At 47.7% G+C, this 16,613-nt stretch carries 11 protein-coding genes; 9 read left to right on the top strand and 2 right to left on the bottom strand.

Features of this window, described 5'->3' with window-relative positions; all coding sequences use genetic code 11:
• Nucleotides 1–50: 50 nt before the first annotated feature.
• Complete coding sequence (locus BM607_RS16830; protein ID WP_071939895.1) at nucleotides 51–4,604, bottom strand: biotin carboxylase N-terminal domain-containing protein; 4,554 nt, start codon at nucleotides 4,602–4,604, stop codon at nucleotides 51–53.
• A gap of 121 nt (nucleotides 4,605–4,725) precedes the next feature.
• Here BM607_RS16830 and BM607_RS16835 point away from each other — a divergent pair, with 121 nt between their 5' ends.
• Complete coding sequence (locus tag BM607_RS16835; protein WP_006082994.1) at nucleotides 4,726–5,637, top strand: LysR family transcriptional regulator; 912 nt, start codon at nucleotides 4,726–4,728, stop codon at nucleotides 5,635–5,637.
• Here BM607_RS16835 and blaOXA read toward each other — a convergent pair.
• Nucleotides 5,634–6,521: an OXA-548 family class D beta-lactamase gene (gene blaOXA / locus BM607_RS16840; RefSeq protein WP_071939896.1), complete on the bottom strand. Its 888-nt coding sequence runs from the start codon at nucleotides 6,519–6,521 to the stop codon at nucleotides 5,634–5,636. The genes BM607_RS16835 and blaOXA overlap by 4 nt on opposite strands.
• 316 nt (nucleotides 6,522–6,837) lie before the next feature.
• Between blaOXA and BM607_RS16845 the strand changes: the two genes are divergently transcribed.
• From BM607_RS16845 to BM607_RS16880, 8 genes are all read left to right on the top strand, one after another.
• Nucleotides 6,838–7,995 carry a hypothetical protein gene (locus BM607_RS16845; RefSeq protein WP_071939897.1) on the top strand — a complete coding sequence of 386 codons (1,158 nt, stop codon included), beginning with the start codon at nucleotides 6,838–6,840 and terminating at the stop codon, nucleotides 7,993–7,995.
• A gap of 268 nt (nucleotides 7,996–8,263) precedes the next feature.
• Nucleotides 8,264–8,923 (top strand): SprT family zinc-dependent metalloprotease, encoded by a 660-nt coding sequence (locus BM607_RS16850; protein WP_071939898.1) that lies wholly within the window; start codon nucleotides 8,264–8,266, stop codon nucleotides 8,921–8,923.
• 170 nt (nucleotides 8,924–9,093) lie between these two features.
• Complete coding sequence (endA, locus tag BM607_RS16855) at nucleotides 9,094–9,873, top strand: endonuclease EndA (protein WP_087486565.1); 780 nt, start codon at nucleotides 9,094–9,096, stop codon at nucleotides 9,871–9,873.
• 8 nt (nucleotides 9,874–9,881) lie between these two features.
• The gene (gene rsmE / locus BM607_RS16860) at nucleotides 9,882–10,613 is read left to right on the top strand and encodes a 16S rRNA (uracil(1498)-N(3))-methyltransferase (RefSeq protein ID WP_006082999.1); all 732 of its coding nucleotides are present in this window, start codon (nucleotides 9,882–9,884) and stop codon (nucleotides 10,611–10,613) included.
• A 91-nt stretch (nucleotides 10,614–10,704) separates the two neighbouring features.
• Nucleotides 10,705–11,658, top strand: coding sequence for a glutathione synthase (gene gshB / locus BM607_RS16865; protein WP_071939900.1), 954 nt, complete (start codon nucleotides 10,705–10,707; stop codon nucleotides 11,656–11,658).
• 74 nt (nucleotides 11,659–11,732) lie between these two features.
• On the top strand, nucleotides 11,733–13,052 hold the full coding sequence (locus BM607_RS16870; RefSeq protein WP_012088317.1) for an alkaline phosphatase: 1,320 nt from the start codon (nucleotides 11,733–11,735) through the stop codon (nucleotides 13,050–13,052).
• 171 nt (nucleotides 13,053–13,223) lie between these two features.
• On the top strand, nucleotides 13,224–14,267 hold the full coding sequence (locus BM607_RS16875) for a methyltransferase (RefSeq protein ID WP_006083002.1): 1,044 nt from the start codon (nucleotides 13,224–13,226) through the stop codon (nucleotides 14,265–14,267).
• A 481-nt stretch (nucleotides 14,268–14,748) separates the two neighbouring features.
• A complete protein-coding gene (locus BM607_RS16880; protein ID WP_071939901.1) occupies nucleotides 14,749–16,437 on the top strand; it encodes a FapA family protein in 1,689 nt (562 codons plus the stop codon).
• The last annotated feature ends 176 nt before the right edge of the window (nucleotides 16,438–16,613 follow it).

A 16,613-nucleotide genomic window follows, 5' to 3' on the forward strand; every position in this document is an offset into this window, starting at 1 on the left:
CCGCCAGTGGCGGGTATTTTCTCATTCAGCTATTGCGTTAAACGCTGAGCTTATTCTTCAACTGGCGAGACCACGAAGAGTAAGTCACCTTGAGACACTTGCTGACCATTGCTGTTCAGGATGCGCTCGATGCGATACTTCTTATCCTCAGGGTACAGAATCGCACTCTGACGGTTAAAGCCGGCTAAGGTCACTTGCGAGAACATCTTCATCGCTTCTGTGAGTGCTAACGTTTGATCAACTGTGACTATGTCACCTTCTTTCACAAAGTCCGCTTCACCCGGTGCAGAAGAGGTATAGAAGATACCTGCGCCTTGGGCTAACACTTTCAGTTCGTTACTTTCACCAACACGTAGTGACTCAGTATCGACTTCCACAGTTTCAGCTGCGGCTTCCATTTCTGCGATCAACGCAGGAATATCCAGCTCAGCCATTAAACGTGGCAGATAGTTAGTATCGTAAACACCTTCGTTGAAGGTGCCGTCTTTCAGGATAAGCTTGAGTAACGGAATGTTAGTCGCGATGCCTTTCAGCACTACGCTGTCTAAGTATTCGTACAGTTTGGCAATCACATCTTCACGGTTTTCACCGCGCATGATAATTTGCGCAATCAAGCTATCGTAGTATGGCGATACTTCTTTACCTGGCGCAGCAATCGAAATGATTTCCACATCTGGATGATCTGGGAACACACATTCAGTGATCTTGCCTGGATTTGGGATCAGCTGCAGTATGCCATGGCTATCGAGCGCCGCTTTCTCAGCCGTCACACGTACTTCCATCGCATAACCAATTTCTTTCGGCTCCAACGCTTCGATTGAACGGCCAGCTGCAATATCAAACTGCGCGCTAACGATATCAATACCTGACGTCGCTTCCGTTACTGGATGCTCAACCTGCAGACGCGTGTTCATTTCCATGAAGTAGACTTCGTTCGCATCTAAGTTATAGATGAACTCAACGGTACCTGCGCCCATGTAATCGGTCGCGTCACCTAAAGCACGGGTATAAGCCAGTACTTGTCTCTTCAGCTCATCTGGCAACATAGTTGAACCAGACTCTTCGACCACTTTTTGGTTGTTACGTTGAACCGAACAGTCACGTAAACCTAATACTTTGGCGTTGCCGAACTTGTCACGCAGTAACTGCACTTCGATGTGACGTAGTGATGTCACATATTTCTCTAGGTACAAGTCACCGTTACCGAAGGCAGCAGCCGCTTCGGTTGCCGTTTTTTGGAATAGACCAATCATGTCTTCAGGGCGTTTCACTACCTGAATACCTTTACCGCCACCACCTTGTACCGCTTTAAGCAGTACTGGATAGCCGATTTCGCTCGCCACGTTTATGGCTTGCTCAGCATTAGTCAGAATGCCGTGAGAACCAGGCACTACAGGTACATTTTGCGCTTGTGATGTCTTAATGGCGTTTGACTTGTTACCCATAGTCGTCATTGAATGCACGCTAGGGCCAACAAAGTTAACACCGTTATTCACACACAAGGCAGCAAACTGCGGGCTTTCAGATAAGAAACCGATACCTGGGTGCAATGCATCCACTTGCTCATACTCGGCTACTTTCAGCACTGAGTATGCGTTCAAGTAACTTTCGTCCGAGGTATTCCCCCCTAAACAAACTAACTTGTCGGTGTCTTTCAACATGTCGGCTGGTACTGACGTCATATCAGGATCAGACGCCACTAATACCACATTGATATTATTGTCGTGAGCCTTACGGATCAGTTTCACCGCAGTACAACCACGGGCGTGAACCAATACTTTGTTAATTGGCTTCATTAACTGGCGTGGATCGTTCTGTACGATCACATCTTCTTCAACAGCAGCTTCAACCACTAAGGTCGATAGTGCATTGATGATCACGTCGTTAATTTTTGCCGAAGGCATTGGCATCAGAGGATCGATACCTGCTAACTGAGTGTCTAAATTGTCGCTGAATGGGTTGTGGACTAAGCCCGCCATTGCGCCAGGTACTTTTGACAAGTAGTTAGACAGCGTTGCCGTTGATGGTAAGTAAGCTGGCACCACCATTTGACCCGCGAACGGCATGTTAGTACCAGACAGGTAGTAAGTTTGCACTAATGGGTGAGTCACAAAACTCGCCTGCGCACCACCGGTACAGTCACCAAAACCAAACATCAATACTGGCAATTCGTTATCACGAACAAAGCGCGTGATACGGTCGTTCACCACAGCCATAGAGAATAGTGCCGCAGCACCTTCTTTAGTCTGCATACCACCTGAACTGATAAAGCACACGACTGGTAATTTACGCTTAGCACACTCAATCAATAGTGCTGAGAATTTCTCGGCACTGGCCATATCGAATGCACCGGCTTGGAATGCAGTGTTAGACACAGCCACACCCACGCGAACTTTTTGACCTTTTTCTTTAAAGTCAGCAATACCTGTGATCAAACCACATGGGCGAATGCCTTTATCTAACGCGTCTTCAATCGATAAACGGAAGCCTGGGAAGTTGAGCAAGTTAGCCGACATTTTGTCGCCATTGATCTCTTCGAAATGGGTAAAGAACTGCTTAACCACATTTTCCCAAGTCATGTTGCCTTTACGTTTTTCGTCACGCAGCACTTTTTGGATCAATAGATCCTGATAACCCATGGTCAAGCGGTTCCAGAAGTCCTTACGACGACCGATACGCACAGGGTTGATCGCGCCAGTGTACTTACTGGTATCGCTTTCGCTATCGAAATACTCAGGCAGTAAACGTTCGAAGAAGTAAGTCAGTACCACGAATAGACTGTCGTTAAGCTGCGGGAAACCCACACTCTTCCACTGTTCTACGCGGACTAATAAATCTGCACGGTTCGATTGACCCATGAAGTATTTAAGCCACTTGTAGAACTTAGCTTTGTCGTTCGAGGTATCTTGTGTCGACATTGCATGGTCGATTGACTTGTGCAGCAGGTTGTTCACTGAATTACGTGACAAACTCTTCGACATCATGGCTTCTTTCGCGATTGACGCTAAGCTGCCGACAACGTTGTCGTACAAGGCATTGAAGATCAGAATGTTATGGCATTGCCAAATAAAGTCTTCACGCAGCTCTTCATTAACAACCACATCGAGTACGGTCAGCTGATTCAGCTCAGGCCATTTGGCTTGAGTCACAGACTTTGGCAAACTTTCTAAGTGCTGAATCAGCCCTTTGAAGTTGTTGGCCGCATTGCTCTTCCAGCGGTGATATAAAGACCAGCTGATGTTAAATAACAGCGCCTTACGTGCTTTCTTATAGTTCTCTTTTGGTTCACCCAAAATCAAACGAGTCAACATGTTACGCTCGGTAGACACTTCATCACGCTTAGCGACAAAAGTAGTCCACAATTTGTTCAGTTCTTCGTCATAAACCAGTTTGTCTGGGTTAGATAACCAAGCTTGGAACACACGGTCTTGTTCTTGTTGAATACGCGCCAACAGATCACCTTCTGGCACGCTAGCACGTGACAGACGACCATACTGCTCTTGAGAAATCGAATGGATACGGCTACGCAGCGTTAAATAACGCAGATAACGATAGGCGCTACCGAACAGGTTGTGGTGACTGGTCGGGCTCGTTGCCACAGCCAATTCTGCGTTCAGTTCCAAAGCCATCAAGTTTTTAGATGGATTAAGGAAACGGGTTAAGCTGCGATCATAATGCTCACGTAAATCTTTAGATTCACGCACAAAATTCATCGCTGCACGCTCAACCGCTTCTACGCTGCTAATAATAGCGCGGCGCAGATTGTGCTGACGCTCATCACGGTCGCCCGGTGAAAAGTCGATAATACCGTCGATACAACCTGAGGTATAAAGCTCTTCTGGCGATACCCCCACAGATTTCGCACATTCTTGCCAAGATAAGTTGTACTTACGGGCAATACTTTGCAGACCTTGTGGCTGGATCGTGTTAAAAATGCCGTCACGCAACGACAACAGAATGTTCGCCGCCGCTAATGGAATCGCACCGCCAGAATAACCGGCACCGATCACAATACCAACTGTTGGTACGTCAACGTTGGCGCTTTCTGCGATAGCTTTAGAAATTGAATGCGCTTGGTTTTGGCTGTTAGCGATTTCGCCAGCATCCGCCCCAGGAGTATCAATTAAATAGATAATTGGCATAGACAATTCGGCAAAATGACGAATTGCTTTACAGGCGGCGTAATGATGCTCAGGCATCCAAGCACCGTTTGCGGTAGTGCGTTCTTGGGCGATAAAGCCAATACGACGAGTGCGTGAACCGAAGTTCAGCTCGACCTCAGCACTGTAAAAAGAGCCCAAGTGAGTTTCGGTAATCAAGCGACCTTTAAGATCGGCAATGATACGTTTTGCACCAGGACGACCTTTATCTTGGGTCGGCTGGATCACTTTAGCAACGTAACCGTCGACATCTAACGATGCCAAGTCTTTCAAGTTTGCCTGAATGGCATCCTCATTTAAAAGACCTTTAATTTCTTCCGATAAACTCTGTTTGCTGTGCTTAGGAAACAGAGAAAAATCCTTTGCCAAATGCTCGGCTTGTAAAAAAAGCGGATCGGGCGTTTGGGCTTGAGTCATGTGTGTGGGCTGATTATTGCTGGTCATCAAAAGATCCTCTGCTTAGCCTCTGAAAATTTTTAGCCAATAAATATAACTTTGTTATCCCGTCAAATGCCATTAAACTGCATAAGACGCTATGTTCCAAATATGAGACAGTGGGAAAAACATGCCAGATTTAAACGGTATGATGCTATTTGCAGCCGTAGTTAGAGCTAAGGGATTCTCCCAAGCTGCACGTGAAACCGGCCACCCAAAATCCACCATAAGTCGCAAAATCGCGCAGCTTGAAGAACAACTTGGCGTGCGATTGCTACAGCGCGACACCCGTAACTTGAGTCTGACCCAAGTCGGGGCACTCTTTTACCAACACTGTGATTCCATTCGCAATGAGGTGGAAGCGGCCAAGGCTGTTATCGAGAATACTCACGATGATGTGTCAGGATCATTACGGATTGCGATCCCTGTGTCATTTAGCCAAGAACTTATCGCTAACCTCTGTAGCGGATTTATGCGTTTATATCCCAATGTTGAATTAGATGTCCAGTTTACCGACAACGATATTGGTTTGGTCGGCGAAGGATATGACATAGCCATCAAATATGGCCCACTTCAATCGTCGGACTTAGTCGCACGATTACTGTTTGAACGCCAACCGATTTTAGTCGCAAGCCCAGGTTACTTAAAACTCAAAGGCACACCCGCAACGCCAAAAGAACTCAGCCTGCACAGTGGCATTTTATTGGGGACTTCTCGCTCGGCGCCGATTTGGCCACTGGGTAAAGGTTCGCGTAAAACCATGGCGAACTTTCAGCGTAAAGTGCGGGTCAATAGCCCTATCATGGTAAAACAGTTAGCCATGGATGATTTTGGCATCGCCATGTTATCCAATTCGGCCTGTAAGACCGAACTTGCCAATGGACAACTAGTACCGATTTTACAGGAATGGCCGATTGAACCCTTTAAGGTTTACGGGGTTTATTCGAGCCGACGTCAACTGGCCACCAACATCAGCGTCTTCTTAGACTTCTTCGTAAAACGCTTTAGCAGCCAAGAAAGTCTGCAATCCCTCATGGGCTAAGGAATTACGTGTTCCAGTTTTAAAACTTCTTTAGTGATGGCTTGACGCAATGGCAAACCTGCGGCGTCGGGAATATCCATATTCATTGCAAAAAACCACACATTATCATCGAGTTCTACCCAACCTACCCACCAGCCAATACTTGGATCAGCTCTGACCGCATAGCCGGTTTTTGCGCGAATAATATAGTCAGAATTCGCCTCTGTGAGCATGGCCTGCTTAACGATTCGTTGACTGCGCTCTGAGGCATGGATCTTGTTGTGATAAAGCCGACGCAGGAAATCAATTTGCTCAGTGGCAGAAATCCGAATACCGCCATCGAGCCAAAAGCTATCTAAGTTACCCGAGATATCCTCATTGCCATAATCGAAGGAGGCGATCATCTTCGACATCCGCGCCTCACCAATTTGGCGGGCAAACTCTTGATAGACAGGCACAACCGAATACTTCATCCCGGTAATCAAGTTATGGTCACGATTCCAAGTGGCGATATCACGACTTTTACCATCCCATTTAAACACTTGGTGCTCATCCTTCACCACACCCAACTCAAGCGCAATCAAGCTATTGGGGATTTTAAAGGTCGATGCAGGTAAAAAACCTTGATTGGCACGTTTGAGATTGTTGGTATATCCCTGTTGCTTGTTTTCGTTCCACAGCACCACTACGCCCGAGGCTTGTTGGGACTTAGTTTTTTGCGGTTTAGCTTGTTGTTGCTTAGCTTGTTGCGGTTCAACTTGGTGCTGAGTAAAAATGGCATCCCAACTGCGGGTTTCTTGCCACTCCGTCTTCGCCGCTGTTGAGGCAAAAGCTGGGGCAGCAAAGATTGACGACGCTAACAGTGAGGACATCACCAACACAGTCGATATGGCGAACGAACGCATAAAGTCTCCTTGTAGAAACAAAAAATCCAATGAACTAAAAAAGTGCTTAAGGCTATCACTTAGCGTGTTTGCATGCCCTAGCAAACTGCTGACCAATTGTGGCAAAAAAGAGGCAAGTAAGTTCTGCCATATAAGGACTGATGCCAGCTCCGCCGCCTTTGAGATAGAAGATATTGGCATAAGATGACGAAGATCACTGAGCATAACTTTATTACCCTCTGCTTGTAGTGCATACTTTTTGGCATAAGAGCCTTCCGCAGGACGAGATGAACATCATTTCCAATCAATAACGTCTAATCACTACAGGGAAATCAAAATGTTGAAGCCAGTGTTAATGCTAATCCTCGCCAGTAGCTTGATCAATACGGCCAGTGCTGTGCAGCTATTTGGTGATGTTGAAGTATCCCGCCTACCAACAGCCGAAAAAACCATGGGTGAAGTCGTGACTCGTTATCAAGCACTCGATGATGGCCTGACCCAGCAGTTAAGTTCTAAGAAAAACGAAGTCGATGCCACCCAATTAGCCGCGCGCCAAGGTCACAGATTATGGCAACAGGCAGTACGCGATGTGCAGTCAGGTCATGTTGACGACCGACCTTTATATTGGGCTCGCCTTGCCATGCTTAATAGTCTTAAGAGCACCAGCGCCAACTTTAAAATGGCCGATTGGCAAAATGACATATTAATGAGTGCAGTTGAAAAGGCCTCTCGGGGTTTTAGCGATATTCAATATGCTGATGATGTTCAAATCAAAATATTCCTCACGGGTTTCGATCCCTTCTTCCTCGATAAAGATATCACCCAGAGTAATCCTTCCGGCTTAGTCGCCCTCGCCTTGGATGGTTTCCGCTTTGATGTAAATGGCAAAACGGCGCAAATCGAAACTGCTATGGTGCCAGTGCGTTTTGAAGATTTTAACCAAGGACTTATCGAATCGCTACTGAGCCCGATATACCGCGATCCTAAAACCCAATTTGTATTTACCGTCAGCATGGGCCGAACTGACTTTGATATTGAACGCTTCCCTGCCCGAAATCGCAGTGCAGCGGCGCCCGATAACCAAAACGTCCTCACTGGCGGCACTAAAACCGCACCGGTTGCCCCCAAGCTCAATGGCAAAGATTTTATCGGCCCGCAATTTGTCGAATTCTCGCTGCCTGTTGCCGCCATGCAAGTAAAAGATGGCCAATGGAAAGTCAACGATAACCACACTGTCACTACCCTTGCCCGCGGCGAGTTTAGTGCAACATCATTGAATGAGCTGCAAAACGAAACGTCAGTCGAAGGATCTGGCGGCGGTTATCTTTCTAATGAAATTTCCTATCGCGCCCTAGTGTTGCAGCAAAAGTTTAATAGCCGTGCGAAAGTCGGCCATATTCACACCCCAAGAGTCAAAGGCTATGACGCCGATACTGAGCAAGCCATAGTCGAACAAGTGCGCACTATGGTGATGCAGGCCGCGGCGAGTCTATAACCTAGGCTGAGTAGGCTGGTATTGTCAGATAGCGTTCGCTATGATGCGAACGCTTGGCCTGACTCTTATTTCAAGCGCTGATTTCAATCGCTGATTTGGAAGGCTGAGTATAAGAGCGGATTGCAAGAACAAGCGTTCGAACGCAGAAGCCAAGCGCCATACATAGGATTGGCTTCAAAACTGACGCTTCATAACTGATGCTTTTACAACCAAATGAGTGTTAAGTACTCAATGTTTACCTTTAACCGACGAGATCCAACGCTAACCTATGTTGAAACCTGCAGACTTACTCAACGCTTTACGTCGTCGCAGCAGTGAAGCACTCGCCCCACTGACAAAATCGACATACGCAGCCTTGGGCCAAAGCCAAGATAAGTCGCAGCTGATAACGAGTCCACCAGTACAAGATCCGGCTCAGGCACATATTTTCACCGGTTCATCACGCCCACTCTCGTCACTGCAAATACAAGTACTAGAGCGAATTGAAGCTTGTTATCAAGAAGCGGAGATATCGCTTAAGCGCGCTTTCCCACGCCCAGTCACACAATTTAGTCTCAGGGGAAAGAGCGCGGGTACGGCTCATCTGCAGCAGAATCGTTTGCGATTCAATCCCGTGTTGCTACGCGAAAACAGCGAAGCTTTTCTAACTGAAGTTGTACCGCACGAAATTTGTCATTTATTGTGTTTTCAGCTTTTTGGCAAAACCAAGCCCCACGGTAAAGAATGGCAATCTTTAATGTTAACGGTATTTAAGGTCAATCCGAGTACCACCCACAGCTTCAATACCACTTCTGTTGCTGGTAAAGACGTGGAGTATCGCTGCGCCTGTGGACCGATTCGGTTGAGTATTCGCCGCCATAACAAGGTGCTACGCGGTGAAAGCCGTTATATCTGTAAACGCTGCAAGACCCATTTAACGGCGATCTAAGCACTCTTCGCGCACAATCCTCACACCCACTCCACAATTCGAATTTCAGCATTTGGGGATTGCGTGAGTAAAAAGTACGACGCAATTTGCATAAGCAGCGGCATTTCCCTTACCATCACGCCATAAAAGACGAGCCAAAGGCTCGCGTAGTGTTTGTTATTTTGGGATAAATTTTGAACAAAACTTCTTTAACCGTTCATTCGCGGCGACTTTTGTTGTGCCTAATCACTTGGGCCGCGACCTTATCTGTGCCCGCTAGTGCCTCAGTGTCACACCCCAGCAGTTTCAGCCAAGCGAAAACCAAGTCGCAGGCGCTCTACGCCGGAAGTCGCCAAGGCACTCTACCCGCCACCAGTTTTTACTGTGGCTGCGATATTCAAATCAAAGGCAAATCGTGGAAACCCGATCTCGCCAGCTGCGGTTATCAAGTCCGTAAACAGGAAACCCGCGCCAACCGTATCGAGTGGGAACACATAGTGCCCGCCTGGGAATTTGGCCATCAGCTCCAATGCTGGCAAAAGGGCGGGCGTAAAAACTGCGCCGATAACAGTAACGAATTTAATAAGATGGAAGCGGACATGCACAACTTAGTGCCCGCTATCGGTGAAGTGAACGGCGATCGCAGCAACTTCCGTTTTAGCCAATGGAACGGTAAAGCCGACCAGTATGGCCAATGCGCTATGGTGGTCGATTTTAAGAATCGTCAGGCGCAGCCGCCCGTAAACGCTCGCGGTAAGATAGCCAGAACCTACCTCTATATGCAGCAGACCTATGGGCTTAAAATCGCGTCGAGCCAATTAAAATTGTTTAAGGCATGGGATAAAACCTATCCAGTTGATACTATTGAGTGCAAACGCGATAACGCTATAGCGCAAACTCAAGGCAACCATAATCCCTTTGTGCAGAATGCCTGCAATGCGCCACCACTGCGTCAACAATTAGCCGAGTAAGGTCGACAATGAGAGTCCCAAGAATTTATCAACCTCAACCATTAGCCATCAATCAACAGTTGAACTTAGACGAAGATGGCGCGGCCCATATCGGCAAAGTGCTGCGTATGGGTAACGGCGAACATATCAGCCTATTCAATGGCGATGGCCATGATTATCTTGCTGAAATTGTCGATGCGGGTAAGAAGCATGTCACAGTTAAACTGCTTTCCTGTGAGGCCAATTTATCTGAGTCGCCACTCAACTTGCACTTAGGTCAAGTGATTTCCCGTGGTGATAGAATGGAATTCACCATTCAAAAATCGGTCGAGCTGGGTGTGAATACCATTACGCCGCTGTTTTCCGATCGCTGCGGTGTAAAGCTTAATGGCGAACGCCTAGAGAAAAAAATTCAGCAATGGCAGAAAATCGTTGTAAGCGCCTGTGAACAATCGGGCCGCAGCCAAGTGCCCGTGGTTCGCCCAGCGATGGACTTACACGATTGGTGCAGTGAGCCAACCTCGGCGCTGAAACTCAATTTACATCCACGTGCCGCACACGGTATTAATGGGTTAGATTTAGCGCACACCCGCGTGCGCCTGTTAATAGGCCCAGAAGGCGGTTTGTCAGCGGAAGAAATCGCCATGACAGAAACCTATCAATTTACCGATGTGTTGCTTGGCCCTAGAGTGCTTCGCACTGAAACCGCCTCGCTCACGGCCATTACAGCGCTGCAACTCAGATTTGGTGATTTAGGCTAAACCGCAGCCGCAAGCTGCGCTGGCATAACAGAACCCATTATCCAATAAATGCTTTTTTGCCTGCAAACGGCGACAAATAAGGAACAGATTAATGATAAAACTCGGCATAGTGATGGACCCCATCAGTGAGATCAACATTAAGAAAGACTCCAGTTTTGCCATGTTAATGGCCGCGCAGGACAGAGGTTATCAGCTGTTTTATATGGAAATGGCCGATCTTGCCATGGTCAACGGCGTGGCGATGGCCAATATGCGTCCGTTAACGGTCATCAATGATGCGAGTAAATGGTATGAGCTAGGTGAATCTCAAGACACGCCAATGAGCGAACTCGACGTGATCTTAATGCGTAAAGACCCGCCATTTGATACTGAGTTCATCTACGCCACTTACATGCTTGAGCGCGCCGAAGAGCAAGGCGTGTTGATCGTCAACAAGCCGCAAAGCCTACGCGATGCTAACGAAAAGCTGTTCACCGCATGGTTTAGCGAATTCACCCCAGAAACAATCGTGACCCGTGATGCCAAACGTATCCGCGCTTTCCACCAAGCTAAGGGCGATATCATTCTCAAGCCTTTAGATGGCATGGGCGGCACCTCGATTTTCCGCGTGAAGCAGGATGATCCTAACCTTGGGGTGATCATAGAAACCTTGACCAGCTATGGCCAACAATATGCGATGGCGCAGGCCTTTATCCCTGAAATTACTAAAGGCGATAAACGCATTTTAGTGGTCGATGGCGTGCCGGTACCTTACGCCTTGGCACGTATCCCAATGAAAGGCGAAACCCGTGGCAACTTAGCTGCTGGGGGTAGCGGTGTGGCGCAGCCTTTATCCGACAGCGATTGGACAATTGCCCGCGCCATTGGCCCTGAGCTTAAAAAACGTGGACTGATTTTTGTCGGGCTGGATGTCATTGGTGACAAGCTGACTGAGATCAATGTGACGAGCCCAACCTGTATCCGTGAAATCCAAGCGGCATTTGATGTCGATATCACGGGCATGTTAATGGATGCTATCGAAGCACGCATTAACGCAAAAGCATAAGAATTTACCAACGAGTTTGTTGATTGTAAGGCGCGAGCAAATCGTGAGCGCCGAACCACTTCTAGGGATGTGATATGAGTTTCACCAAAGCGCCACTCTTGTTACTCGGCATCAGTTTGCTGTTATCTACGCCAGCTTGGGCAGATGAAACGGGTCCAACGAAAGCGCCATCGCGACCGAAAAATATCGTCATCATGATAGGTGATGGTATGGGGCCGTCTTACACTAGCGCCTACCGCTATTACAAAGATAATCCTGACACCGAAGAAGTCGAACAAACCGTATTCGACCGTTTACTGGTGGGCATGGCGAGCACCTATCCCGCGAGCGTCAGTGGTTATGTGACTGACTCAGCCGCTGCCGCCACAGCGCTGGCCACAGGGGTTAAATCGTATAATGGGGCGATTTCGGTCGATACCCAAAAGCAACCACTGCCGACCATACTCGAAAAAGCCAAATCCCTTGGCCTCAGCACAGGTGTCGCGGTAACGTCACAAATCAACCACGCCACGCCAGCCGCCTTTTTGGCCCACAACGAGAGCCGTAAAAACTACGACGCTCTGGCACTCAGCTATTTAGAAACCAACGCCGATGTATTTTTAGGCGGTGGTCAAAAGTATTTTCCTCCTGCGCTATTAGAGCAGTTCAAAGCCAAGGGCTATCAGCACATTAGCCGTTTTGAGGATCTCGCCAGCATCACCCAACCAAAAGTGTTGGGCCTATTTGCTGAAGTACAATTGCCTTGGGCTATTGATGAGAAAGATGCAAGAAAACTCAGCACCTTAACTCAAAAGGCACTCAGCTTACTGTCGCAAAATGACCAAGGTTTTGTGTTGTTAGTCGAAGGGAGTCTCATCGACTGGGCGGGCCACAATAACGACATCGCCACAGCCATGGGTGAGATGGATGAATTCTCCAATGCCATTGAAGTGGTTGAGCAATTTGTGCGTGAACATCCCGATACCCTGATGGTGATCACCGCCGACCACAATACCGGTGGTCTATCGATTGGCGTCGATGGCAACTACAGCTGGAACCCTGAAATCCTGCGTAATATCTCGGCCAGCACAGACACTTTGGCCTTAGCCGCCATCACTGGTGAACAATGGCAAGCCGATCTCGCCCGCGGTTTAGGCTTTGAACTTAGCGAAGAAGAAGTCGCCAAATTGAACGTCGCCAGAATGCAGGGATTAGAAACCATGGCGGTGGCGATTCGCCATGTTATTGATAAACGTACTGATACAGGTTGGACAACCGACGGTCACACAGGCACAGACGTACAAGTTTTTGCCGCAGGTCCGGCGTCTGAGCTGTTTAACGGCCATCAAGATAATACCGATATCGCCAATAAGATTTTTAGCTTATTACCTAAACCGAAGAAACCTAAAAGCTAAGCGTTAATCGATTCCGTTCATTAAAGGCAACCGCATAATGCAGTTGCCTTTTTTATTGGGTCTTTTTATTAGGGATTTTATTAGGTCTTTGAGTAGGGATTCGATGCAAACTGGCTCAGGCGTGAATAACGGGTATAATGCCCACACTTAAGTTTATAGGTGCCAGTAACCGTGTTAACCAATCCATCGCAAGTCATTATTCGTAATCAAGACAGCCTAAGCCAACATAAAGTGTTAGTGCTCAATCATGAAGCCGATCTACTGCCAAAAGCCCTGCTCGATGTCGCGGCATCGGTCGATGCACTCGCCTTGGATTACCACCATTACTTGCACTTAGCGCCGCACGCCAACACAAAGCTGCGTTGCTATTTCGGCCATGACCTGCCGCACCAAGATCCGCTTGAACGAGAAAAGTACGATACGGTTATTGTTTATTTCCCCAAAGCCAAACCCTTAGCACCTTATTTGTTTAACCTCGCCGCCAATCATCTTGTGCCTAACGGCCAACTGTTAGTCGTTGGAGAAAACAAAGGCGGGATTAAGTCTTTAGTGAAGCTGTTACCTGAGTATTTTGCGACTGGGATGAAGCTCGATAACGCTCGCCACTGCCTGTTATTTGGCAGCAGCTTAGAAGGCAGCGCGCCGGCGATGAAGCTCAGTGACTGGGTCAGTCAGTATCAACTCTCGACGCCGCAGGGCGAGATCAGTATCTGTAACTTAGTCGGGGTATTTAGCGAAAAACGCTTAGATCTGGGCACTGAATTGTTACTGTCGCACCTGCCGACACTCTCGGGCCGAGTGCTCGATTTTGGTTGCGGCGCCGGCGTGATTGCCGCGGCCCTGCTCAAAGCCCAGCCGAGCTTATCCTTAGAGTGTGTCGATATTAATGCGATGGCCTTGGCTTCCTGCGAACTCACCTTAGCCGCCAATGGCATGACGGCCAAAGTCTATCCTTCCGATGGACTCGCGCAAACTACAGGGAAATTTAACGGCATTATCTCCAATCCGCCGTTCCACGATGGCCTTGCAAGCACCACCAGCATAGCGCAGAACTTTGTCACTGATAGTGCCAAGCAATTACAACATAACGGCATTTGGCAAATTGTCGCCAACCGCCACTTGCCCTATTCCGATATCATTGCCGCCGAATTTGGCCAATTAAAAGTGGTTGCCGATAACAACAAGTACAAGTTGTATTACTTCCAACACAAGTAAAACCGCTATCGAGAACGCGCTTATGCTTCAGCTATAGGCGCGTTATTGACTACGCCTCATACTCACTCGTATCACTATCCCTGTTTTTTCAGATAAAGCTTATCTTTCCTCGCGTTACAAAACTCAATATTGTGATCTGCCGCATGTCAGCAATTCCGGTAAACAGGCTTTCATTTACATCAAACTGCCGTTCCTAGCATAGGGATTTGATTTAAAACATCAAAATAATGGCTAAATCGAAAGTTAGCATTAAGTTGCGGCTTACACTGCTATTAGTACCAATAAACCAGAGATAACACTGCTTATCCCATTCAATTTCTTATAAAAAACTATTTAAAAACCACCCTATAGACCATTGACAACAAAATGCCAACATTTGCTGTTTTTGCAGCCAAAAAGGCTTCTTTACCCTAAGTTTCTACTGTTATACTCAAATCAGCTTCTTAAACAATAATAAAACGCAATTACTAGGAATGCCCCTATGCTGGACCCTGAACTCATTGAGCTAAACAGCGATAAGACCAAAGCTGAATTGCGCCTGATCCCTAATGTCCATGGCCCAGTCACCCATGAAGATATAATGCGCCTGTTGTCTTTACCTGAATTCGCCTCCTTGTTTCCGCTAGAGCCTGCCATTACTAAAACCGTCGCTAAAATCAACTCTCTGTGCAGTCAAGACGACGGGAAATTTGAGCTCTACGCCACTTTGGCTGAACGCCGCGATGGCACCATAGCAATCGAAATTAGCCCAGATAAAATGCAAGCCAGCCTAAAACTGACCGCAGCATGGGGCGGTAAACAGATAGATTTGCCAGAGATCCTTACCCATCTCAAAAAGAACAACGTCTGCATGGGGTTGAGCAAACTCAAAATTCAAGCGCTACTGAAACAACTCGGTACGCTCAAGGCGGGCGAAGTCTGCCAAAGTGACATCGCCCAAGGTAAAGCGCCAGTCAATGGACTCAATGCGGTATTAGAACGCAAAGTGTTCCTTGCACGCGAACGCTTACTCCAGCCACAAGAGCGGGAAGATGGCAGTGTCGATATGCGCAATCTCGGCTCGCTTATCGTCGTCAAAGCCAATGATCTCTTAATGGTTAAGCACCCCGCCACCGAAGGCACGCCGGGTTACAATATTAAGGGCGAAGTGCTTAAACAAAAACCGGGTAAAGATGCCGTGCTTCAAGCAGGTACAGGCACAGATTTTCACCCCAAAGATCCCAATAAACTCATCGCCACAGTACCAGGGCAACCCGTCGAAACCCGTACTGGTATGAATGTCGATGATATTTTACAGCTTAAAGATGTCGACATCGGCACAGGTCATATCAGCTTTAAGGGCAGTATTTTAATCACAGGCGATGTCCACGAGGGCATGGTCGTTAAAAGCTCGGGCGATATTACCGTGATGGGCTTTGTGGACTCCGCTACCCTAGAGGCGGAAGGTGATGTCACAGTCAGTAAAGGCATCATTGGCAGACAAATCAAAGCCAATGAATACTCTACCAATATCCATTCTCAAGGCCAAATCAGCGCCCAGTTTGTGCAATATTCCAATTTGGTAGCCAAGGGCAATATCTTAGTCACTAAACAGTTGCTGCACAGCCATACCAAAACCGCTGGCAGTTTAACGGTCAGCGATCCGAGTGGTCGTCGTGGCGATCTGGTCGGCGGTGTCGCGCGTGCTGAGAAAGGCATCACGGCGGTTGTCATAGGGGCAACGGCGGGAACCAAAACCGACGTTTATTGCGCGATGGAACATGCCGAACTCAAGCAAGATCTCAAGCTGCTCGATGAAAGCGTTAAAGCTATGGTCGTCGCCAGTTTAGATATCGAGGCTCGCCTCAATAAGCTGCCGCCTAAATCAGAATGGCAAGGCGACGCGGCGATGATCGAGCAAATCAAGATGATGCTCGATGAAAAGAATCGCATTATGGATGAGCGCAGCCGCGAAGAACTCGAGTTCGATACCTTCAAACAAGAGGTCGAAGGCTATTACGAGAAATACCGTATCGAAGTGCTTAAACACGTATTCCTTAACGTTGAGTTACATATAGGTCCAGCGAATCATCGCACCGCCCGTGAACACGGCACTTGCTGCATTGCCAATGTCAGTCAAGAGATTAACTTTGACTATAACGCCAAAGCCAAAGCCGCTCCGACCGCATAATCTTGGCTAGGAGTGATGACTCAGTCGTCACGCCTTCCTCATTCAGCCAGACTCAGTGAACTTGTTCTGGCCTCTATCAATCTTCCCTCAGCGTGGCATACTGCTGTCAGATAAACTCACGCAGCAGCATGCCAAGTATCTTCTTGTATAATCCTAATCCTTGTCTACTGCCGCCG

The organism is Shewanella sp. SACH, from assembly GCF_001887095.2.
In the GTDB taxonomy this organism is placed as follows: Bacteria; Pseudomonadota; Gammaproteobacteria; order Enterobacterales; family Shewanellaceae; genus Shewanella; species Shewanella baltica.